General features: G+C 72.2%; 14 protein-coding genes. 6 read left to right on the forward strand and 8 right to left on the reverse strand.

The annotated features are described in order from the left end of the window. Positions 1 to 2,553: condensation domain-containing protein (locus ACZ4WH_RS29155; RefSeq protein ID WP_468186070.1), on the forward strand; the 2,553-nt coding region annotated here is incomplete at its 5' end. Between the two features lie 91 nt (positions 2,554 to 2,644). Here ACZ4WH_RS29155 and leuD read toward each other — a convergent pair. From leuD to ACZ4WH_RS29190, 7 genes are all read right to left on the reverse strand, one after another. Continuing rightward, a complete protein-coding gene (gene leuD, locus ACZ4WH_RS29160) occupies positions 2,645 to 3,232 on the reverse strand; it encodes a 3-isopropylmalate dehydratase small subunit (RefSeq protein ID WP_468186073.1) in 588 nt (195 codons plus the stop codon). A gap of 6 nt (positions 3,233 to 3,238) precedes the next feature. Then, positions 3,239 to 4,648, reverse strand: a complete 1,410-nt coding sequence (gene leuC / locus ACZ4WH_RS29165) for a 3-isopropylmalate dehydratase large subunit (RefSeq protein ID WP_468186075.1) — start codon at positions 4,646 to 4,648, stop codon at positions 3,239 to 3,241. 27 nt (positions 4,649 to 4,675) lie between these two features. Beyond that, the gene (locus ACZ4WH_RS29170; RefSeq protein WP_468186077.1) at positions 4,676 to 5,845 is read right to left on the reverse strand and encodes a LeuA family protein; all 1,170 of its coding nucleotides are present in this window, start codon (positions 5,843 to 5,845) and stop codon (positions 4,676 to 4,678) included. Between the two features lie 294 nt (positions 5,846 to 6,139). Beyond that, positions 6,140 to 7,144: a methylmalonyl Co-A mutase-associated GTPase MeaB gene (meaB, locus tag ACZ4WH_RS29175; protein ID WP_468186079.1), complete on the reverse strand. Its 1,005-nt coding sequence runs from the start codon at positions 7,142 to 7,144 to the stop codon at positions 6,140 to 6,142. 6 nt (positions 7,145 to 7,150) lie between these two features. Continuing rightward, a complete protein-coding gene (gene scpA / locus ACZ4WH_RS29180; protein ID WP_468186081.1) occupies positions 7,151 to 9,325 on the reverse strand; it encodes a methylmalonyl-CoA mutase in 2,175 nt (724 codons plus the stop codon). Further along, a complete protein-coding gene (locus ACZ4WH_RS29185) occupies positions 9,325 to 11,139 on the reverse strand; it encodes a methylmalonyl-CoA mutase family protein (protein WP_468186084.1) in 1,815 nt (604 codons plus the stop codon). Before ACZ4WH_RS29185 ends, scpA begins: the two co-directional genes overlap by 1 nt. A gap of 135 nt (positions 11,140 to 11,274) precedes the next feature. Continuing rightward, the gene (locus ACZ4WH_RS29190; protein WP_468186087.1) at positions 11,275 to 11,772 is read right to left on the reverse strand and encodes a MarR family winged helix-turn-helix transcriptional regulator; all 498 of its coding nucleotides are present in this window, start codon (positions 11,770 to 11,772) and stop codon (positions 11,275 to 11,277) included. Positions 11,773 to 11,893: 121 nt separating this feature from the next. Between ACZ4WH_RS29190 and ACZ4WH_RS29195 the strand changes: the two genes are divergently transcribed. Then, complete coding sequence (locus tag ACZ4WH_RS29195) at positions 11,894 to 12,409, forward strand: YceI family protein (RefSeq protein ID WP_468186090.1); 516 nt, start codon at positions 11,894 to 11,896, stop codon at positions 12,407 to 12,409. Here the strand turns inward: ACZ4WH_RS29195 and ACZ4WH_RS29200 are convergent. Beyond that, complete coding sequence (locus tag ACZ4WH_RS29200) at positions 12,390 to 14,162, reverse strand: hypothetical protein (RefSeq protein WP_468186093.1); 1,773 nt, start codon at positions 14,160 to 14,162, stop codon at positions 12,390 to 12,392. The two genes, ACZ4WH_RS29195 and ACZ4WH_RS29200, sit on opposite strands and share 20 nt — an antisense overlap. Before the next feature lie 225 nt (positions 14,163 to 14,387). Between ACZ4WH_RS29200 and ACZ4WH_RS29205 the strand changes: the two genes are divergently transcribed. The 4 genes from ACZ4WH_RS29205 to ACZ4WH_RS29220 all read left to right on the forward strand — a co-directional run bounded on the left by ACZ4WH_RS29205 (position 14,388) and on the right by ACZ4WH_RS29220 (position 17,119). After that, positions 14,388 to 14,777: a cell division protein SepF gene (locus tag ACZ4WH_RS29205; RefSeq protein WP_468186095.1), complete on the forward strand. Its 390-nt coding sequence runs from the start codon at positions 14,388 to 14,390 to the stop codon at positions 14,775 to 14,777. Between the two features lie 139 nt (positions 14,778 to 14,916). Further along, entirely contained in the window at positions 14,917 to 16,113 is a 1,197-nt protein-coding gene (locus ACZ4WH_RS29210) for an AAA family ATPase (RefSeq protein ID WP_468186098.1), read from the forward strand. Then, a complete protein-coding gene (locus tag ACZ4WH_RS29215; RefSeq protein WP_468186099.1) occupies positions 16,110 to 16,469 on the forward strand; it encodes a nucleotide pyrophosphohydrolase in 360 nt (119 codons plus the stop codon). Before ACZ4WH_RS29210 ends, ACZ4WH_RS29215 begins: the two co-directional genes overlap by 4 nt. Positions 16,470 to 16,636: 167 nt before the next feature. Beyond that, positions 16,637 to 17,119, forward strand: a complete 483-nt coding sequence (locus ACZ4WH_RS29220; RefSeq protein WP_468186102.1) for a DUF6099 family protein — start codon at positions 16,637 to 16,639, stop codon at positions 17,117 to 17,119. The last annotated feature ends 264 nt before the right edge of the window (positions 17,120 to 17,383 follow it).

The raw sequence follows: 17,383 nt of genomic DNA on the forward strand, positions 1-17,383 counted from the left end.
GACGCTTCGGTGATGGAGTTGTTGATGGGGTTGCCGTGGGGTGCCGCGTTGGTGGTGGCTCCGGCGGGCGTCGTCGCGGGCGAGGAACTCGCCACACTGATACGCGACCACCGCGTCAACCATGTGATGCTCCCCCCGGCCCTGCTGGCCACCCTGCCGGACACCGAACTGCCCGACCTCCGCACGGTCGCGACCGGAGCCGCCACGGTGGGGGAGGAACTGTCGCGGCGCTGGGCGGCGGGGCGGGCGATGTTCAACGCCTATGGTCCGACCGAGGCGACGATCTGCGCCACGCTGAGCGAGCGGCTGGAGCCGGGCGGGACGCCGCCCATCGGCGGTCCGATCACCGGCCAGCGGACGTACGTGCTGGACGAGGGGCTGTCTCCGGTTCCGGTCGGCGTGGCCGGTGAGTTGTACCTGGCGGGGCCGGGTCTGGCGCGTGGCTATGTGAACCGCCCCGGTCTGACGGCGGAGCGGTTCGTGGCCGATCCCTTCGGCCCGGCGGGTTCCCGGATGTACCGCACCGGTGACCTGGTGCGCTGGCGCTCGGACGGCCAGCTGGAGTATCTGGGGCGTGCGGACGACCAGGTCAAGATCCGTGGCTTCCGCATCGAACCGGGTGAGATCGAGGCGGTGCTGGCCCGCCATACGGGCGTCCGGAGCGCGGTCGTGCTGGCACGGGAGGACACCCCGGGTGAGGTACGGCTGGTCGCCTACGTGATCCCCGAGGACGGCGCCGAGATCGACCCCCGCGACCTGCGCGGGTTCGTCGGGGACCGGCTGCCGGAGTACATGGTCCCGGTGGCCGTGGTCGTGCTCGACGCCTTCCCCGTGACACGGAACGGGAAGGTGGACCGACAGGCCCTGCCCGCCCCGGTGCTGGAGGGCAGCGGCGAGAGCCGCGCACCCGAGGGACCGTACGAGGAGACGCTCTGCGCGCTGTTCGCCGAGGTGCTGGACGTGCCCTCGGTCGGTGTGGAGGACAACTTCTTCGACCTGGGCGGGCACTCCCTGCTGGGCACGCAGCTGATCAGCCGCATCCGGGCCGTGCTCGGCGCCGAGGTCTCCATCCGCGCCCTCTTCGAAGCCCCGACCGTGGAAGGACTGGCGCGCCGGCTGGAGGCCTCGGCGGACACGGGTCTGCGTCCACCGGTGGTGCCCATGGGCCGGCCCGAACCGCTGCCCCTGTCGTTCGCCCAGCGGCGCCTGTGGTTCCTCCAGCGGTTCGAGGAGTCGTCCACCTATCACATTCCCATCGCCCTCCACCTGAGGGGAGAGCTGGTCGTCGAGGCGCTGCGCTGGGCCCTGGACGATGTGATGGCCCGGCACGAGAGCCTGCGCACCATCTTCCCGGAGGTCGACGGCGCACCGGTGCAGCAGATCCTCCACGCGGCCGAGGCGGCCGTCGACTTCGCGGTCGTACAAGCCGGCGCCGACACCGTGGAGGACCTGGTCGGGGAGGAGTCCCGCCGGCCGTTCGATCTGCGCAAGGAGCCGCCGCTGCGCGCTCGGGTGTTCACGATCGACGGGGACACCCATCTGCTGCTCCTGGTGCTGCACCACATCGCCGGTGACGGCTGGTCGATGGGTCCGCTCACCCGGGACCTGGCGCGAGCGTACGGGGCCCGGTGCCAGGGGGCCACTCCCGACTGGGAGCCGCTGCCGGTGCAGTACGCCGACTACACCCTGTGGCAGCAGCGGCTGCTCGGCGAGCAGGGCGACCCGGACAGCGTGCTCACCCAGCAGGTCGAGTACTGGACGAAGACGCTGGCCGGGCTGCCGGACCGGATCTCGCTCCCCGTCGACCGGCCGTACCCGGAGGTCAGCTCCTATAGGGGCGCGTGGCAGCCGTTCGGCTTCGACGCCGACGTGCACCGGGGCGTCATCCGGATGACCCAGGAATCCGACGTCACGCTGTTCATGGTGTTGCAGGCGTCCTTGGCCGCGCTGCTCACCCGCATGGGAGCCGGTTCGGACATACCGCTGGGCAGCCCGATCGCGAACCGTACGGACCGGGCGCTGGAGGATCTGGTCGGCTTCTTCGTCAACACCCTGGTGCTGCGCACCGACACCTCGGGTGATCCGACGTTCCGGGAGCTGCTGGACCGGGTGCGCCAGGTCGACCTGGCCGCCTACGCGCACCAGGATCTGCCCTTCGACCTCCTGGTGGAGCGGCTCAATCCGCAGCGGACCCTCTCCCACCACCCCCTGTTCCAGATCATGCTCGCGCTCCAGAACACCGCGCAGGGGCGGCTGTCCCTGCAAGGGCTGTCCGCCACCTACCAGAAGGTGGACACGGGGACGTCGAGGTTCGACCTCTTCTTCAGTCTCTGGGAGCGGTTCGACGAGGACGGCGATCCTGCCGGTATCGACGGCACGATCGAATACTCGGCGGATCTCTTCGAGGCACCGACCATCGACGCGCTCGTGCAGCGGTGGGCCAGGGTTCTCCAGCAGGTGGTGGCCGACCCGGACCTGCGCATCGACGCGATCGAGATCATGACGGAAGAGGAACGGCAGTGGCTGCTGGGTGACTGGTCGCAGGGCGACTGACGCACGAGGGCCCCTCCTTCGCCGAGAGGTGAAGGAGGGGCCCTCGTCACTGTCTCGCGTCCGCGGCACGCCTGCGGACAGCGCGGAACGGTCAGAACGTCAGCGGCAGATGGGCCCGGCGCCCGCGCTCGTAGGCCGCGATCTCCTCCGCGTGGGTGAGGGTGGCCGCGATGGGGTCGAGCCCGGTCATCAGCCGGCGCCGTACCTCCGGGTCGACGGTGAAGGACTGCGTCCGGTCGAGCCAGCGCACCTCCAGCCGTTCGAGGTCCACCGTGACCTCGGTCGCCGGGTCGGTGGTGGTCGCCGCCCACAGCGACTCCACCACCTCGGTGGGGACGGCCACGGTCAGCAGGCCGTTGAGCGCCGCGTTCCCCCGGAAGATCTCCCCGAAGCGGGGGGCGATGACGGCCCGGAAGCCGTAGTCCTGGAGCGCCCAGACCGCGTACTCGCGTGAGGAGCCGGTGCCGAAGTCGGTCCCGGCGACGAGGACCGACGCCCCTTGGTGTTCCCGTCGGTTGAGCACGAAGGACGGGTCGTCGCGCCAGTCCGCGAACAGCGCGTCCGCGTGGCCGTGGCGGGTGGACCGGGTGCAGAAGCGGACCGGGATGATCTGGTCCGTGTCGACGTTGCTGCGGCGCAGCGGTACCGCGGTGCCCCGGTGGACGGTGAACCTGGCCATGGCTGCTCAGCCCCTTCCTTCCAGGTCGGCGGGCGCGGCCAGCCGGCCGGCGACGGCGGTGGCCGCGGCGACCGCCGGGGAGACGATATGGGTACGGGCACCCTTGCCCTGGCGTCCCTCGTAGTTGCGGTTGGTGGTCGACGCGGCACGTTGTCCGGGACCGAGCCGGTCCTCGTTGAGGGCGGCGCACATGGAGCAGCCGGCCGCTGCCCGGAAGTCGGCCCCGGCCTCCGCGAAGACCAGGTCCAGCCCCTCGGCGACGGCCTGCCTCCGCACCTGTGCCGAGCCCGGCACGATGATCACGCTGACGTCCTCGGCGACCGTGCGGCCCCTCAGCACCTGGGCCGCCGCCCGCAGGTCCTCGATGCGCCCGTTGGTGCAGGACCCGATGAAGACCGTGTCGACCCGGATGTCGCGCATCGGGGTGCCGGGCTTGATGTCCATGTACTCCAGAGCGCGTTCGGCCGCCGCGCGCTCCTCCTCGTCCTGGATGTCGGCGGGGTCCGGAACGGTGTCGTGCAAGGGCACGCTCTGCCCGGGGTTCGTCCCCCAGGACACATAGGGGCTCAGCTCGGCGGCGTCCAGGACGATCTCATGGTCGAAGACGGCGTCCTCGTCCGTGCGCAGCGACTCCCAGAAGGCGACCTCGGCGTCCCAGTCGGCGCCCTGGGGCATGCCGGGACGGTCGCGCAGAAACGCGAAGGTGGTGTCGTCGGGCGCGACGAGACCGGCCCTCGCCCCCGCTTCGACGGACATGTTGCACAGCGTCATCCGCCCCTCCATGGAGAGGGAGGTGACCGCCTCGCCCCGGTACTCGATGATGCTGCCCCGGCCGCCCGCCGTACCGATGCGGGCGATCAGGGCCAGGACGAGATCCTTCGCGGTCACCCCGGACGGAAGGGCGCCGTTCACGGTGACCGCCATGGTTCCCGGCCAGCGCAGCGGCAGCGTCTGGGTGGCCAGGACGTGCTCGACCTGACTGGTGCCGATGCCCAGGGCCAGGGCCCCGAAGGCGCCGTGGGTGGTCGTGTGCGAGTCGCAGCAGACGATGGTCGTCCCCGGACGGGTCAGGCCCAGCTCCGGCCCGATGACGTGGACGATGCCCTGCCCCGGGTCCCCGAGGCGGTGGAGCGGGATGCCGAACTCCCGGCAGTTCGCCCGCATGAGCGCCGACTGCTCCACCGCCCGGGGGTCCCGGATGGCGCGGTCGACGGCGATGGTGGGGGTGTTGTGATCCTCGGTCCCGACGGTCAGGTCGGGCCTGCGGACCGTGCGCCCCGCCGCGCGCAGCCCGTCGAACGCCTGAGGCGTGTTGACCTCGTGCAGCAGATGCAGGTCGACGTAGAGGAGGTCGTCGCCGCCCATGGATCTCACCCGATGGAGATCCCAGATCTTCCTGGCCAGTGTGGTGCCCATGCGTACGCGTCCCTCGGCCGGTGCCGCTCAGGCCCGGGCCGGGGCGCCGTCGCGTCCGGCGAACGCCGTGGCGAGACGCTCCTTGAGGACGTCCAGGCCCTCGCAGTCCGCGTCCACCCGCTCGGCGATGTGGACCCGGTACAGCTCGGCCAGCTCCGCGTCGTCGACCTCGACGCCCAGCTCACCCAGGAGGTGACGCAGCACCGCGCGCCCGGAGTGGCGCCCGATCAGCAGGGAGCGCTCACGGCCGAACCTGGCGGGCTCCACGTACTCGTACGTCGCCGGGTTGCGCAGCACGCCCTGCTGGTGGATGCCCGCCGCCGTGCCGAAGGCGTAGGTGCCGAAGACGGCCTTGGTCCGTGGCTCGGGAAGGCGGATCACCTCACGGAGCGCGGTGTAGGCCGCGTACATGTCCTCGGTCGTGATGGAGGTGTAGAAGCCGTAGTGGTCCTTCTTGTAGAGGAGCAGGGCGGCCAGCTCCTCCAGAGGGGTGTTGCCCGCCCGCTCCCCGATGCCGCCCAGGGTGACCTGGGCCTCGTCGGCGCCGGCCTGGAGACCGCTCACCGCGTTGGCGAGGGAGAGGCCGAAGTCGTCGTGACAGTGGGTGGAGACCCCCACCGACGGCGGCGCCCACTCCCGGAAGGCGGCGATGACGTCGGCGTACTGGTCCGGTGTCGCGTACCCGCAGGTGTCCGCCGGTACGAGGCGCGTGGCGCCGGCCTCGACGGCACCCTCGGTGTAGGCCCGCAGGAGATCGTGCTCGCCGCGACTGGCGTCCTCGATCGCGAGAGCGATGGACTCCACGCCACGGGAGCGTGCGTAGGCCACGGCGTCGACGACCTCACGGATGCCCTCGCGCCGGCTGATCCCGCGCTTGTGTTCCAGGTGCAGGTCGCTGCCCGAGACCAGTACCTGGATCTCGTGCCGCTCGGTGCCGCCCGCCCGGACGGCGGTCTCGACGTCCTCGCGGACCGCCCGGGAGAGGGTGGCGAATTTCGCTGTCGTCAGGTGCTGGGAGATCAGTTGGGCGGCTTCGAAGTCGCTGGGAGAAGAAGCCGGGAAACCCACTTCGATACGGTCGACGCCGAGCTTCTCCAAGTGGAGCGCGATATTCAACTTCTGCTTCGGAGACATGGCGTTTCCCGGCGCCTGTTCGCCGTCCCGCAACGTGGTGTCGAAAATGGATATGCGGCGCATGAAGCGGCCCCCCTTGGTGGACTCCGTGGCGCGATAGGCGATCTTGACGAAGGGTAGCCCATCGGGTCGCGGAATCGAGCTGAATGGGCATCAACTTACCTGGGAAACCGAGCGAGTTGGCTTTAACGTCGGAGCGTCACGGGAATTCCAGCCCGCCTTTCCGGAGCGCCGGGATCAGGGCCGCGACCCGTTCCAGCTGCTTTCCTCATCGAATCCGGCCGGTCCGTCCCCGTGGCGAGGAGGCCGCCGTAGCGTCGGTGGCCCGCCGCGTCCAGCGACGCGGCGGGCCGGTGCTCAGCCTTCGGCCGAAGACGCCGTACGGCCCTCGAAGGCCGCCAGGATGCGTTCCGCCGCCAGGGTGGCCGTCAACCTGCCCTCCCTGACCTGCTGTTCGAGGTCCGGAGCGGTCGCGCGGACCGCCGGGTCGGCGTGCAGGCGGCCGAGGAGTTCGTCGCGGACCATCGCCCAGGTCCAGCCGACCTGCTGGTCCCGCCGCTTGGCGGCCAGCCGCCCGGTGGAGTCGAGCAGGGTGCGGTGCTGCTCCAGGCGCTCCCAGACCGTGTCGAGGCCGGTCGACTCCCGGGCGCTGCAATGCAGCACCGGCGGGCTCCAGAAGGCGTCCTTGCCGTGCATCAGACGCAGCGCGCCCGCCAACTCCCGTGCCGCCGCCCGGGCGTCGCGCTCGTGCGGACCGTCCGCCTTGTTGACGGCGATGACGTCGGCCAGCTCCAGGACGCCCTTCTTGATGCCCTGCAACTGGTCGCCGGTGCGGGCCAGCGTCAGCAGCAGGAAGGAGTCGACCATGTCGGCGACCGTCGTCTCGGACTGGCCGACGCCGACGGTCTCGACCAGGATCACGTCGTAGCCCGCCGCCTCCATCACCACCATCGACTCCCGGGTGGCCTTCGCGACCCCGCCCAGCGTGCCCGCGCTGGGGGAGGGGCGGACGAAGGCCGCCGGGTCGACCGCCAGGCGCTCCATCCTGGTCTTGTCGCCCAGGATGGAACCGCCGGTGCGGGTGGAGGACGGGTCGACGGCGAGGACCGCCACCCGGTGGCCCAGCGAGGTCAGCATCGTGCCGAACGCGTCGATGAACGTCGACTTGCCGACACCCGGCACCCCGCTGATGCCGATCCGCCGTGCCCGGCCGCTGTGCGGCAGCAGCTCGGTGAGCAACTGCTGTGCCAGCGCCCGGTGCTGGGGCCGGGTGGACTCGACGAGCGTGATGGCGCGGGCCACCAGGGCCCGCCTCCCGTCGAGCACTCCCTTCACATACGTGTCGAGATCGATCGGGGCCATCGCGGCTTACAGCTCGTGGCCGAGGTCGGCCGACAGCCGCTTCACCAGGTCGTGGGCGGCGTCCGGGATCACCGTCCCCGGCAGGAACACCTCCGCCGCGCCCATCTCCCGCAGCGTCGGCACGTCCTGCGGCGGGATCACCCCGCCGACCACGATCATGATGTCCTCGCGGCCCTCCTCGGCGAGCTTCTCGCGCAGCGCCGGGACGAGCGTGAGGTGACCCGCGGCCAGCGAGGAGACGCCGACCACGTGCACGTCCGCCTCGACCGCCTGCCGGGCGACCTCCTCCGGCGTCTGGAACAGCGGGCCGACGTCGACGTCGAAGCCCAGGTCGGCGAAGGCGGTCGCGATCACCTTCTGGCCTCGGTCGTGGCCGTCCTGGCCCATCTTGGCGACCAGGATGCGCGGCCGGCGCCCCTCGGCCTCCTCGAACGCGTCCACCAGGGCCCGGGTGCGGTCCACGGACGGGGACTGGCCTGCTTCGTTGCGGTACACGCCGGAGATCGTACGGATCTGGCTCGCGTGCCGCCCGTACACCTTCTCCAGGGCGTCGGAGATCTCGCCGACCGTCGCCTTGGCGCGGGCCGCGCGCACGGCCAGCTCCAGCAGGTTGCCGTCGCCGTCGGCGGCCCGGGTCAGCGCGTCCAGCGCGTCCCGGCACGCGACCTCGTCCCGCTCCTCGCGCAGCCGCCGCAGCTTCTCGATCTGCTGGGCGCGTACGGAGGAGTTGTCGACCTTGAGGACCTCGATCTGCTCGTCGCTGTCGACGCGGTACTTGTTCACGCCGATCACCGGCTGCCGCCCGGAGTCGATGCGGGCCTGGGTGCGGGCCGCCGCCTCCTCCACGCGCAGCTTGGGGATGCCGGCGTCGATGGCCTGGGCCATGCCGCCCGCCCGCTCGACCTCCTCGATGTGCGCCCACGCCTTGCGGGCGAGGTCGTACGTCAGCCGCTCCACATACGCGCTGCCGCCCCACGGGTCGATGACCCGGGTGGTGCCCGACTCCTGCTGGATGAGCAGCTGGGTGTTGCGGGCGATGCGCGCCGAGAAGTCGGTCGGCAGCGCGAGGGCCTCGTCGAGGGCGTTGGTGTGCAGTGACTGGGTGTGGCCCTGGGTCGCCGCCATCGCCTCCACGCAGGTGCGCGTGACGTTGTTGAAGACGTCCTGCGCGGTCAGCGACCAGCCCGAGGTCTGCGAATGCGTGCGCAGGGACAGCGACTTGGTGTTCTTCGGCTCGAACTGGGAGACCAGCTTGGCCCACAGCAGCCGGGCCGCGCGCAGCTTGGCGATCTCCATGAAGAAGTTCATGCCGATCGCCCAGAAGAACGACAGCCGGGGCGCGAACGCGTCCACGTCCAGGCCCGCCTCGCGGCCCGCGCGGATGTACTCGACACCGTCCGCGAGCGTGTACGCCAGCTCCAGGTCGGCCGTCGCACCCGCCTCCTGGATGTGGTAGCCCGAGATGGAGATGGAGTTGTAGCGGGGCATCCGCTGCGAGGTGTACGCGAAGATGTCGGAGATGATCCGCATCGACGGCTTCGGCGGATAGATGTAGGTGTTGCGGACCATGAACTCCTTCAGAATGTCGTTCTGAATGGTCCCGGCCAGCTTCTCCGGCGGCACGCCCTGTTCCTCCGCCGCCACGATGTACAGCGCCAGCACCGGCAGCACGGCGCCGTTCATCGTCATCGACACGGTCATCCGGTCCAGCGGGATGCCGTCGAACAGCTGCCGCATGTCGTAGATCGAGTCGATGGCCACGCCCGCCATGCCGACGTCACCGGTCACCCGCGGGTGGTCGCTGTCGTAACCCCGGTGCGTGGGCAGGTCGAAGGCGACCGACAGGCCCTTCTGACCGGCAGCGAGGTTGCGCCGGTAGAAGGCGTTGGACTCCTCGGCGGTGGAGAAGCCCGCGTACTGGCGGATCGTCCAGGGCTGGTTGACGTACATCGTCGGGTACGGGCCGCGCAGATACGGCGCGATGCCCGGGTAGGTGCCCAGGAAGTCCAGGCCCTCCAGGTCACGGCCGGTGTACAGCGGCTTGACCCCGATGCCCTCCGGGGTCTCCCACAGCGGTTCCGTACCCCCGGCGGCCTGCTTCAGGGCCGCGTGCCACTCGCCCTCGGCGGCGTCGGCGACCGGGGCCCCCAGCTCGATGCCGGAGAAGTCGGGGATTCCCATCAGGACACTCCCATGCGGTCGAGGGTCGCGGACAGGACGTCCACGGCGTCACAGCCCGCGAAGACGTAACTGTCGATTCCGGCGTAGTCGCCCCGGCCCGCCAGGAACACATGCCGGGCACCGGCCGCGCGCAGCGCCTTCGCCGTCTCCTCGGCCTGTTCGGCGTAGAGCGCGTCGCTGGAGCACAGCACGGCCTCGGTCGCCCCGCTGTCCTCGAAGCGGCCCTCGGCGACCGGCTCGATGCCGCCGGCCTGGAAGAGGTTGGCGGCGAAGGTCGAGCGGGCGGTGTACGCGGCGGGGGAACCGAGCGTGGCGAGGAAGATCCGCGGCCGGGCGCCGGTCGCCGCCAGATGGGCGTCGGAGCGGGCGCGCAGCTCCTCGTAGGCCTCGTCGCGGCGCACGCGCGGCAGCCCGCCGGAGGGCGGCTCGGGCGCGGGCACGCGCTCGACCGGCTTCTCGGCCAGCAGCGGGAACTCGCTGACCCCGGTGATGGGTTCGCGTCGCCTGGCGAGCCGCTTGGAGCGCTCCGCCCAGGTCGTCGCCAGGTCGGTGCGCAGCCGGCCGGAGCGCAGCACGGCCGCCTGGCCGCCGTCGCGCTCGATCGACCGGAAGAACTGCCAGGCGGCCTCGGCGAGTTCGGCCGTCAGCCGCTCGACGTACCAGGATCCGCCCGCCGGGTCGATGACCCGGGCCAGGTGGGACTCCTCGATCAGGATGGAGGAGGTGTTGCGGGCGATCCGGCGCGCGAACGCGTCCGGGAGGCCGAGCGCGTGGTCGAACGGCAGCACGGTCACGGAGTCGGCGCCGCCCACCCCCGCGGCGAGCGTCGCGACGGTCGTGCGGAGCATGTTCACCCACGGGTCGCGGCGGGTCATCATCACCGGCGACGTCACCACGTGCTGCGCCTGCGCGCCGGCGGCCGACGCCCCGCACACCTCGGCGACCCGCGCCCACAGTCGGCGGGCCGCGCGCAGCTTGGCGATGGTCAGGAACTGGTCGGCGGTGGCCGCGTAGCGGAACTCCAGCTGGGCGGCGGCCTGTTCGACGCCGAGGCCGGCCTCGGTCAGCTCCCGCAGACAGGCCACGCCGGTGGCCAGCGAGGCGCCCAGTTCCTGCGCGGCCGAACCGCCCGCCTCGTGGTAGGGCAGCGCGTCCACGGTCAGCGCGCGCAGGCCCGGGTACCGCTCGGCGCAGCGGACGGCCAGGGCGGCGAAGGGGGCGAAGTCCAGCGCGGTGCCGGTGCGGGCCTCGTACCCGAGCGGGTCGCCCCCCAGGTTGCCGCGAACGGCCTTCGGGTCGATGCCCTTGTCGTCGTACAGCCGCAGCAGCGCTTCCGCGGCGGCCTCGGTGTCGCGGCCCGCGTCCAGGACGACCGGTGCCAGGTCGAGGTGGACGCCGTCGAGGGCGCGGCCCAGCTCGGAGACCGGGATTCCGCCCTCGCCCAGCACCAGCCACAGGGAGGTGCCGCCGTTCTCCAGGTCGGCGAGCACCGCGCCCGCCGCGCCGTCGGCGAGTGTCGTGTGCCGCTGCCGTACGTCCCAGCCGCTCGTGCTGGTGCCCTCGGGGCGGCTGCCCCGCACGAAGGGGGCGAAGCCCGGCAGGCCGGGGTCGGGCGCGCTGTCGCGCGCGGTGTACAGAGGCCGGGTGCGCAGCCCGTCCTCCAGCGTCGTGGACAGGGCGTCCTCAGCTGCCGCGCCGGTCAGTTCCTTGCCCGACTTGCGCAGTACGCCCTCGACCAGGCGTTGCCACTGCTCATGTGTCGCGTCAGGGAACTCGGCGGCCAGGGAGAGCCCGTCGTCAGGCAGGACCGTCATGGCTCGGATGCTAGGGCAGGGTGCTGGAGCCCAGGCGGAGCACGGGCTGTGAGGTTTCTCTTCTTGCGGTGGTGATGTGTGCCGCTCCGGTGGTGATGTGTTGCCGCTCCGGGTCCGGCGGGTCCGCCCGGCGGCTCAGCGGGACTCGGTCTCCAGGTCGGGTACGAGGGCGCACATGGCCGCTCGCTGCTCTGGGCCCATGGAGTCGGCGAGCGCCTGGCGGACGGTGCCGGCGAGCAGGGCGGAGGTCTCGCGCAGCAGGTCGCGGGCCTTGTCGGTGAGGGCGACCTCCACGCCCCGCTTGTCGCCGCACACGGACCTGCGGCTGACGAGACCGGCCCGCTGGAGGCAGGCGATCTGGTAGGTGAGGCGGGTCTTGGGGCGGCCGAGCAGATCGGCGACCTGGGTCATCCGCAGTCCGGTGCGCGGCTGCTCGGCCAGCAGGCACAGGATCAGGAACTCGTCGTGGGAGACGTCGAGGGTCTCCTTCACGACCGACCGCAGCCGCTGCTCCGCGGCGCCGGTCGCGGCCAGCAGGACCATCCAGGCGCGCAGCTCGTCCGGGAGCAGCCCGTCGCCGTGCGCGAGGGGACAAGAGGGCTGGTCGGCGGTGTGCGCGTCGGAGGCGGACATGTGTCGAGTCTACCCGTTGTCCAAATTTGTACGAGGGTGGCGAGACGGGTTGTTCAAATTTGGAGGGCGCGCTAGCGTGAGTCCCTCCAGTCATCCAAATTTGAACATCTGGAGTACGCCCATGACCGTCGCCGTGGAAACAGGCCTCTGGCAGCTCGACCCGACCGCGTCCACCGTGGGCCTGCGACACAAGACCCTGTGGGGTCTGGTCACCGTGAAGGGCACCTTCACCGGCGTGCGCGGCACCGGCGAGGTCCGGCCCGACGGCTCGGCCTCCGGCACCGTGACCCTGGACGCGGCCTCCCTGGACACGAAGAGCGCCAAGCGGGACGTACACCTGCGGTCGGCCGACTTCTTCGACGCCGACCGCCACCCGGAGATCACCTTCGCCGTGAGCGGCGCGGACCGGCTCGACGGCGACACGGTCCGGGTCACCGGACAGCTGACCGTCCGGGACATCGCCCGGCCCCTGTCCCTCAGCGCCCGCCTCACCGGCGTGAGCGCCGAGGCGCTGACCCTGGAGACGGAGTTCGGCGTGGACCGCGAGCAGTTCGGCATGGGCTGGAACCAGCTCGGCATGATGCGCGGCCTCACCACGGTGACGGCCACGCTCCGCTTCACCCGCGCGGCGGCCTGAGCCCCAGCTCCGCCCGGCGCACGTCCCGGGTGGACAGCGTCTGCGGGTTCGCCGTGAAGGCGCGCAGCCGAAGCCGGGTGCCGGGCTTCGCCGGCACTTGGAAAGCACCGGCCGGCGCCCAGAGTTCGACGGTCGCCGTGCTGTGCGCGGGAATCGTCGCCGGTCCGCGCATCAACGACCAGTACCGGCTCATGCCCTGGCCGGTGGTGAGCATGTAGTGCGGGGTGAGCGCGGTGCCGCCCGTGTTCGTGACCCGCAGGGTCAGCCGGGACAGGGTCTGTGCCGAGGGGTGCCGGGCCCCCGTGACATCCATCCGCAGCGGCGGTGTCCCCGTCGCCGCCAGGGTCGCGCTCACCAGCGCGGGCGTCACCAGCGCGACGACGGCCACGGCCAGCGCGGACCGGCGGCGCGGGCCGGTGAACGGGCTGGGCCGCGGCTGCCAGGCGTGGGCGAACTCCGGCAGGGGAGCGGTGACCGCCGCCGCCAGCCACAGCGGGGTCATCATCAGGTAGTAGCCGTCCTGGGACCGGGTCGCCAGGTAGAAGGCGCACCACGGCAGCACGGTCGCGGCCGGCCCTAGCCGCCGGACGAACAGCGCGAACACCGCCAGCAGGGCGGCGGCGAGCAGCACGCTCGCCCGGCCGTACCAGTCGAGCCGGTCGCTGCCGGGGGTGAAGTACAGCGAGACGTCCACCAGGCCCTGGCCGTGCAGCGTGGCGCCCTGGGTCAGCGGCAGGGCGATGCCCCGCAGCCACGGGCCGGGCTCGCTCACCACGAAGTACACGTCGATCAGCAGCCAGGTGAGCACCGCGGTCCCGGCGATCCGCAGCACCACCCGTGCCGCCGCCCGGCCGCCCAGTTCGCCGCGCCGCACGCAGTAGATCCCGGTCAGCAGGAACGGCGTGACGAACCACGGCAGTTGCTGGGCGGCGCACGCGGCGCCGAGACACGCGGCCCGCGCGATCCCGGCCGCGCCCAGCCGGCCGCGCGCGCCGAGCCGGGGCCAGCGCACCACCACCGGCAGCAGCAGGGCCAGGCCCACGATCGCCGGATATCCCTGGCGCGCGTACATCGGCAGGAAGCCGAAACCGAGGCAGACCATCGTCGCCGCCGAGCGCCAGGGCACCGGGAGCAGCCGCCACAGCACCACCGCGCCCACGACCAGCGCGACCGTCGCCGCCGCGGTCGCCGGGGCGCCCCCATGGCCCAGCCACAGCAGGGGCGCGGTGAGCAGCGGGGCCAGTGGGGGATAGCCGTAGGTGAAGTCGTACCCGCCGTCCATGGTCGCCGTCAGGGCGACGCCCTTGGCGTGGAACAGCCAGGGCCAGGGCTGCTCGTACACCGGGTGTCCCGCGACGAGTTCCCGCGCGGCCTGGGTGGTGAGCACCGCCTCGTCGCCGCCGCCGTGGTTCAGCGCCCACGCGCACAGGACGAGCGTGACCGCGGTCGCCAGCACCACCAGGTCCAGACGAGCCAGCGAGCGCGTCCGGCGGACCGTGAGGGAGAGCACGCCGGTCACCAGGATCGAGGCGTAGCAGACCGAGATGACCCCCGCGAGGACCAGCCGGTGCGTGGCCGCCTGGGTCCACACCGAACGCGTGCCGATGAACAGGCTCACGTCGGCGAGGAGCGTCAGCACGCGGTGCCACTGCGCGGGACCGTCCGGCGCCGCCGCGCGGGCCCCCGGATCGGCGGACACCGCCGACGGTGTCCGCCGGCCGGGTGTCACCTGCTGCGTCTCTGCCACGTGCACGGCACGGGACGCTAGCGGGGGCGAGTGAGCGAGGCACGGAGGCCGGTGAAGAGTCGGGTATGAGCCCGGTAAGAACCGGACGTATCCACCCATCTGGCGCACAGTGTGATGGGCGAGATACGGCCGGTCCGGTCGCGCACCGTGTCGTTGTTGGGCCGAACGGGTGACTTGGCGTAAGAATTGGCTGGTGCAGGGATTGAGTGCGAGTCAGGTCGGGGGGAGCCGGTGAGCCGTTACGACGTCACCGATGAACAGTGGGAAGGGCTCGCCCAGGTCGTGCCGCTGCGGGGCCGGGACGCCTGGCCGTCCGCGGTGCACCACCGCTCGCTGCCCGACGCCGAGACCGAGACCCGGCGCCGGTTCGTGGTCCTGCGTGTCAACGTCTTCGCGGACGCCCGGGAAGTGGCCGAGACCCTGATGGCGGGGGCGCCGGTGCTGCTCGACCTGTCTGGCGCGGAGGGCGAGGTCGCCAAGCGCGTCCTCGACTTCAGCACGGGCGTCGTCTTCGGCCTGGGCAGCGGCATGCATCGCGTCGACCGCAACGTCTTCCTCCTCACCCCGCCGGGGACGGAGGTCAGTGGTCTGATGGAGGGTGCGGCGATCTCGGGCGGCTGAACAGGCCTGCTCGGGACGGGTGTCGTCATCGCGCTCGGGGCGGCCCGTCGAGCGCCTGCGAGGGCGACGGTCCCCCGATCGTAGGAACGTCCCGGCGGTGAAACGGTTCGGCGTGCGGGCGGAGGCCTACGGTCCGCATATGGCCGTGCCCTCCGTGTCCGCTGAGCCGCCGGCGGTCGACGCGTCCGCCGACACCGTGCCCGCGCAGTGCCGCCCGCCCCTCGACATCCGTTCCCGGATCACCGAGTTGCGGCTGTCGGCCTTCGCCGGGCACCGGCGGGCCGGGTTCCCGCTCGGCCCGGTCACCGTGTTCGCGGGGCCCAGCGGGGCCGGCAAGACGACCGCGCTCGCCGCGTACGAGGCGCTGGCACGGCTCGGCGGCGGGGCCCCGCTCGGGGAGGCGTTCCCGGACCCGGTCGCCTGCGTCCCGGAGCGGGCGCGCCCCGACACCCAGGGCCGGCGGGGCTTCCGGATCGGCTGTACGGCCGACGGCGCCGAGGGCCCGGTCCGGCTCGACCTCGCGGTCCAGGCCGAACCGTACCTGCGGATCGTGGGGGAGCGGCTGACCGCGCGCGGAGTCGTCCTGCTGGAGACCGCCCTGCGCGACCCCGGACGCCGGACCGTCCAGGCCGCCTGGCACACCGCCGGCTCCGCCCCGGTCACCCGCGCCCCGCTCCCGGACGACCGCCTGGGCACCGCCCTGCTGCCGCTGCGCGTGGCCGGCAAGACGGACGGCCAGCGCCATGTGCTCGCCGCGGCCGAGCAGATGGTCGTCGCCCTGCGCTCCGTCTTCCCCTGCGATCCGCGCCCCGAGCGCATGCGCGTCCCCGTCCCCACCGGCTCCGGCCGGCTGCTGCCCGGCTGCGACAACCTCGCCGACGTGCTGTGGCGCACGCGCGCGGAGTGCGGTCGACGGCACGGCATGCTGGTCGAGGCGCTGTACGCGGGCTGTGCCGGGCGGGTGACGGACCTGATCGCCGAGCCGCTGGCCGACGGCACGGTACGGGCGCTGCTCGACCGCGGCGACGGCTTCCGCACCGAACTCGCCCGGCTCGGCGACGGCGAACTGCGCTACCTCGCGCTGATGCTGGTGCTGCTGACGGGGCCGGGCGTGCTGGACGTGGACACGCCGGGCGAGGTGCCCGACGCGCTGCGGACCCTCACCGTCCTCGCCGACGGCTTCGACCGCGGCCTCGATCCGTGCCAGCGCCGCGAGTCGCTGCGGATGGCGGCGCGGATGGGCGAGCGCGGGCACATCCGCTGCGTGGCCGCGGTGAGCGACGCCTCCTGGGTCATCAGGACCCCCGGCGTCACGGTGGTACACCTGAACCCGTGACCGAACATCCCGACCCCGACCTGGCCCGACTCCAGCGCAGACTGGCCGAGTTCGCCGCCGCGCGGAACTGGCAGCCCTACCACACGCCCAAGAACCTCGTCGCCGCCCTCTCGGTGGAGGCCTCCGAACTGGTCGAGATCTTCCAGTGGCTGACGCCGGAGGAGTCCGCCCGGGTGATGGACGACCCCGGCACGGCCCACCGCGTCACGGACGAGGTCGCGGACGTCCTGGCCTATCTGCTCCAGCTCTGCGAGGTCCTCGGCATCGACCCGCTGGCCGCGCTGGCCGCGAAGATCGACCGCAACGAGCGCCGCTTCCCGCGTCCCGGTTCCGGGGACCAACAATCGGAGGGCTAAACTCCGTTATTACGCTCCGAAGTCGAATCGCCGGTCGAATCCGAATTGTTGTCCACAGATTTCGGTCTTCCTCTGGCTTTTCGCCCCACAGTCCCTCACGCTGGGTAGTGAACAAGGGAGTTCGGGCAGTCGTGCGAGGTGGCGCGGCGGAGGGACGGGGGCACCGTATGGATGCGGTACGGCTCATTCTCACCAGCAGGCGAGCCCTGGCGGGTGGCGCCGACGCGGCGGAGATGATGGCGGAGGTCTGGCAGGCGCAGGCCCTGGCGCAGGCGATCGGGAGCCGCCTCGCGGTCTCCGGCCCGCCGGAGCTGCGCGGCGAGGCGCTGGGGCTGACCGAACTGGCGGGCCGGGGCTGCGGAGTCCTGGACCCACCCGAACTCGACCCCGGCGACCTGCGTGCCGCCCAGCTCACCCAGCTGGACGACGCCCGCGAGACCCTGCTCTGCCTCGGCGGCCTGCTCGGCGAGGTCGGCATAGCCCTGGTCGGCATGGCCAGCGCCGCGGCGGACGAGACGACGTACTGGCAGTGCATGGAGGCGATCGACGCGGCCGACGAGTCCCGCGACCGCGTCCTGGAGATGCTGCGCAAGCTGGCGGCCCGGGAAGTGCTGCCGGAGGACGTCCAGGACAGCCCGTCGGGCGTGTGATCGGCGGCTCGGGCAGGCCCCGTCGCCACAGGGAGCGGCCCGTCCGATGGCTGCGGGAGGACGACCGCGCCGTGCGCGCCACGGCTCGGGTACCGCCGGCTCGGTGCCGCCGGTTCGCCCGCTGATGAGGCATGGGCGTGCGCGGGCGGCAGGCGCAGGAGGGCGGTGGTGGTGCCGGGCGGGGTGCGGCGGGGGCGTCTCTGGTTCGGGCTGCTGTTGAGTCTCGGCCGTGCGTGGGTGGCGGATGTGCGTTGCCCTTCCGGG

Source organism: Streptomyces sp. NPDC029138, from assembly GCF_055564375.1.

Coding starts and splice junctions, on each gene's coding strand:
- ACZ4WH_RS29220 (WP_468186102.1), top strand. CDS start 16,637: ATGGATGCGGTACGGCTCATTCTCACCAGCAGGCGAGCCCTGGCGGGT.
- ACZ4WH_RS29170 (WP_468186077.1), bottom strand. CDS start 5,845: ATGCGCCGCATATCCATTTTCGACACCACGTTGCGGGACGGCGAACAG.
- leuD (WP_468186073.1), bottom strand. CDS start 3,232: ATGGCCAGGTTCACCGTCCACCGGGGCACCGCGGTACCGCTGCGCCGC.
- ACZ4WH_RS29190 (WP_468186087.1), bottom strand. CDS start 11,772: ATGTCCGCCTCCGACGCGCACACCGCCGACCAGCCCTCTTGTCCCCTC.
- leuC (WP_468186075.1), bottom strand. CDS start 4,648: ATGGGCACCACACTGGCCAGGAAGATCTGGGATCTCCATCGGGTGAGA.
- scpA (WP_468186081.1), bottom strand. CDS start 9,325: ATGGGAATCCCCGACTTCTCCGGCATCGAGCTGGGGGCCCCGGTCGCC.
- ACZ4WH_RS29195 (WP_468186090.1), top strand. CDS start 11,894: ATGACCGTCGCCGTGGAAACAGGCCTCTGGCAGCTCGACCCGACCGCG.
- ACZ4WH_RS29210 (WP_468186098.1), top strand. CDS start 14,917: ATGGCCGTGCCCTCCGTGTCCGCTGAGCCGCCGGCGGTCGACGCGTCC.
- meaB (WP_468186079.1), bottom strand. CDS start 7,144: ATGGCCCCGATCGATCTCGACACGTATGTGAAGGGAGTGCTCGACGGG.
- ACZ4WH_RS29185 (WP_468186084.1), bottom strand. CDS start 11,139: ATGACGGTCCTGCCTGACGACGGGCTCTCCCTGGCCGCCGAGTTCCCT.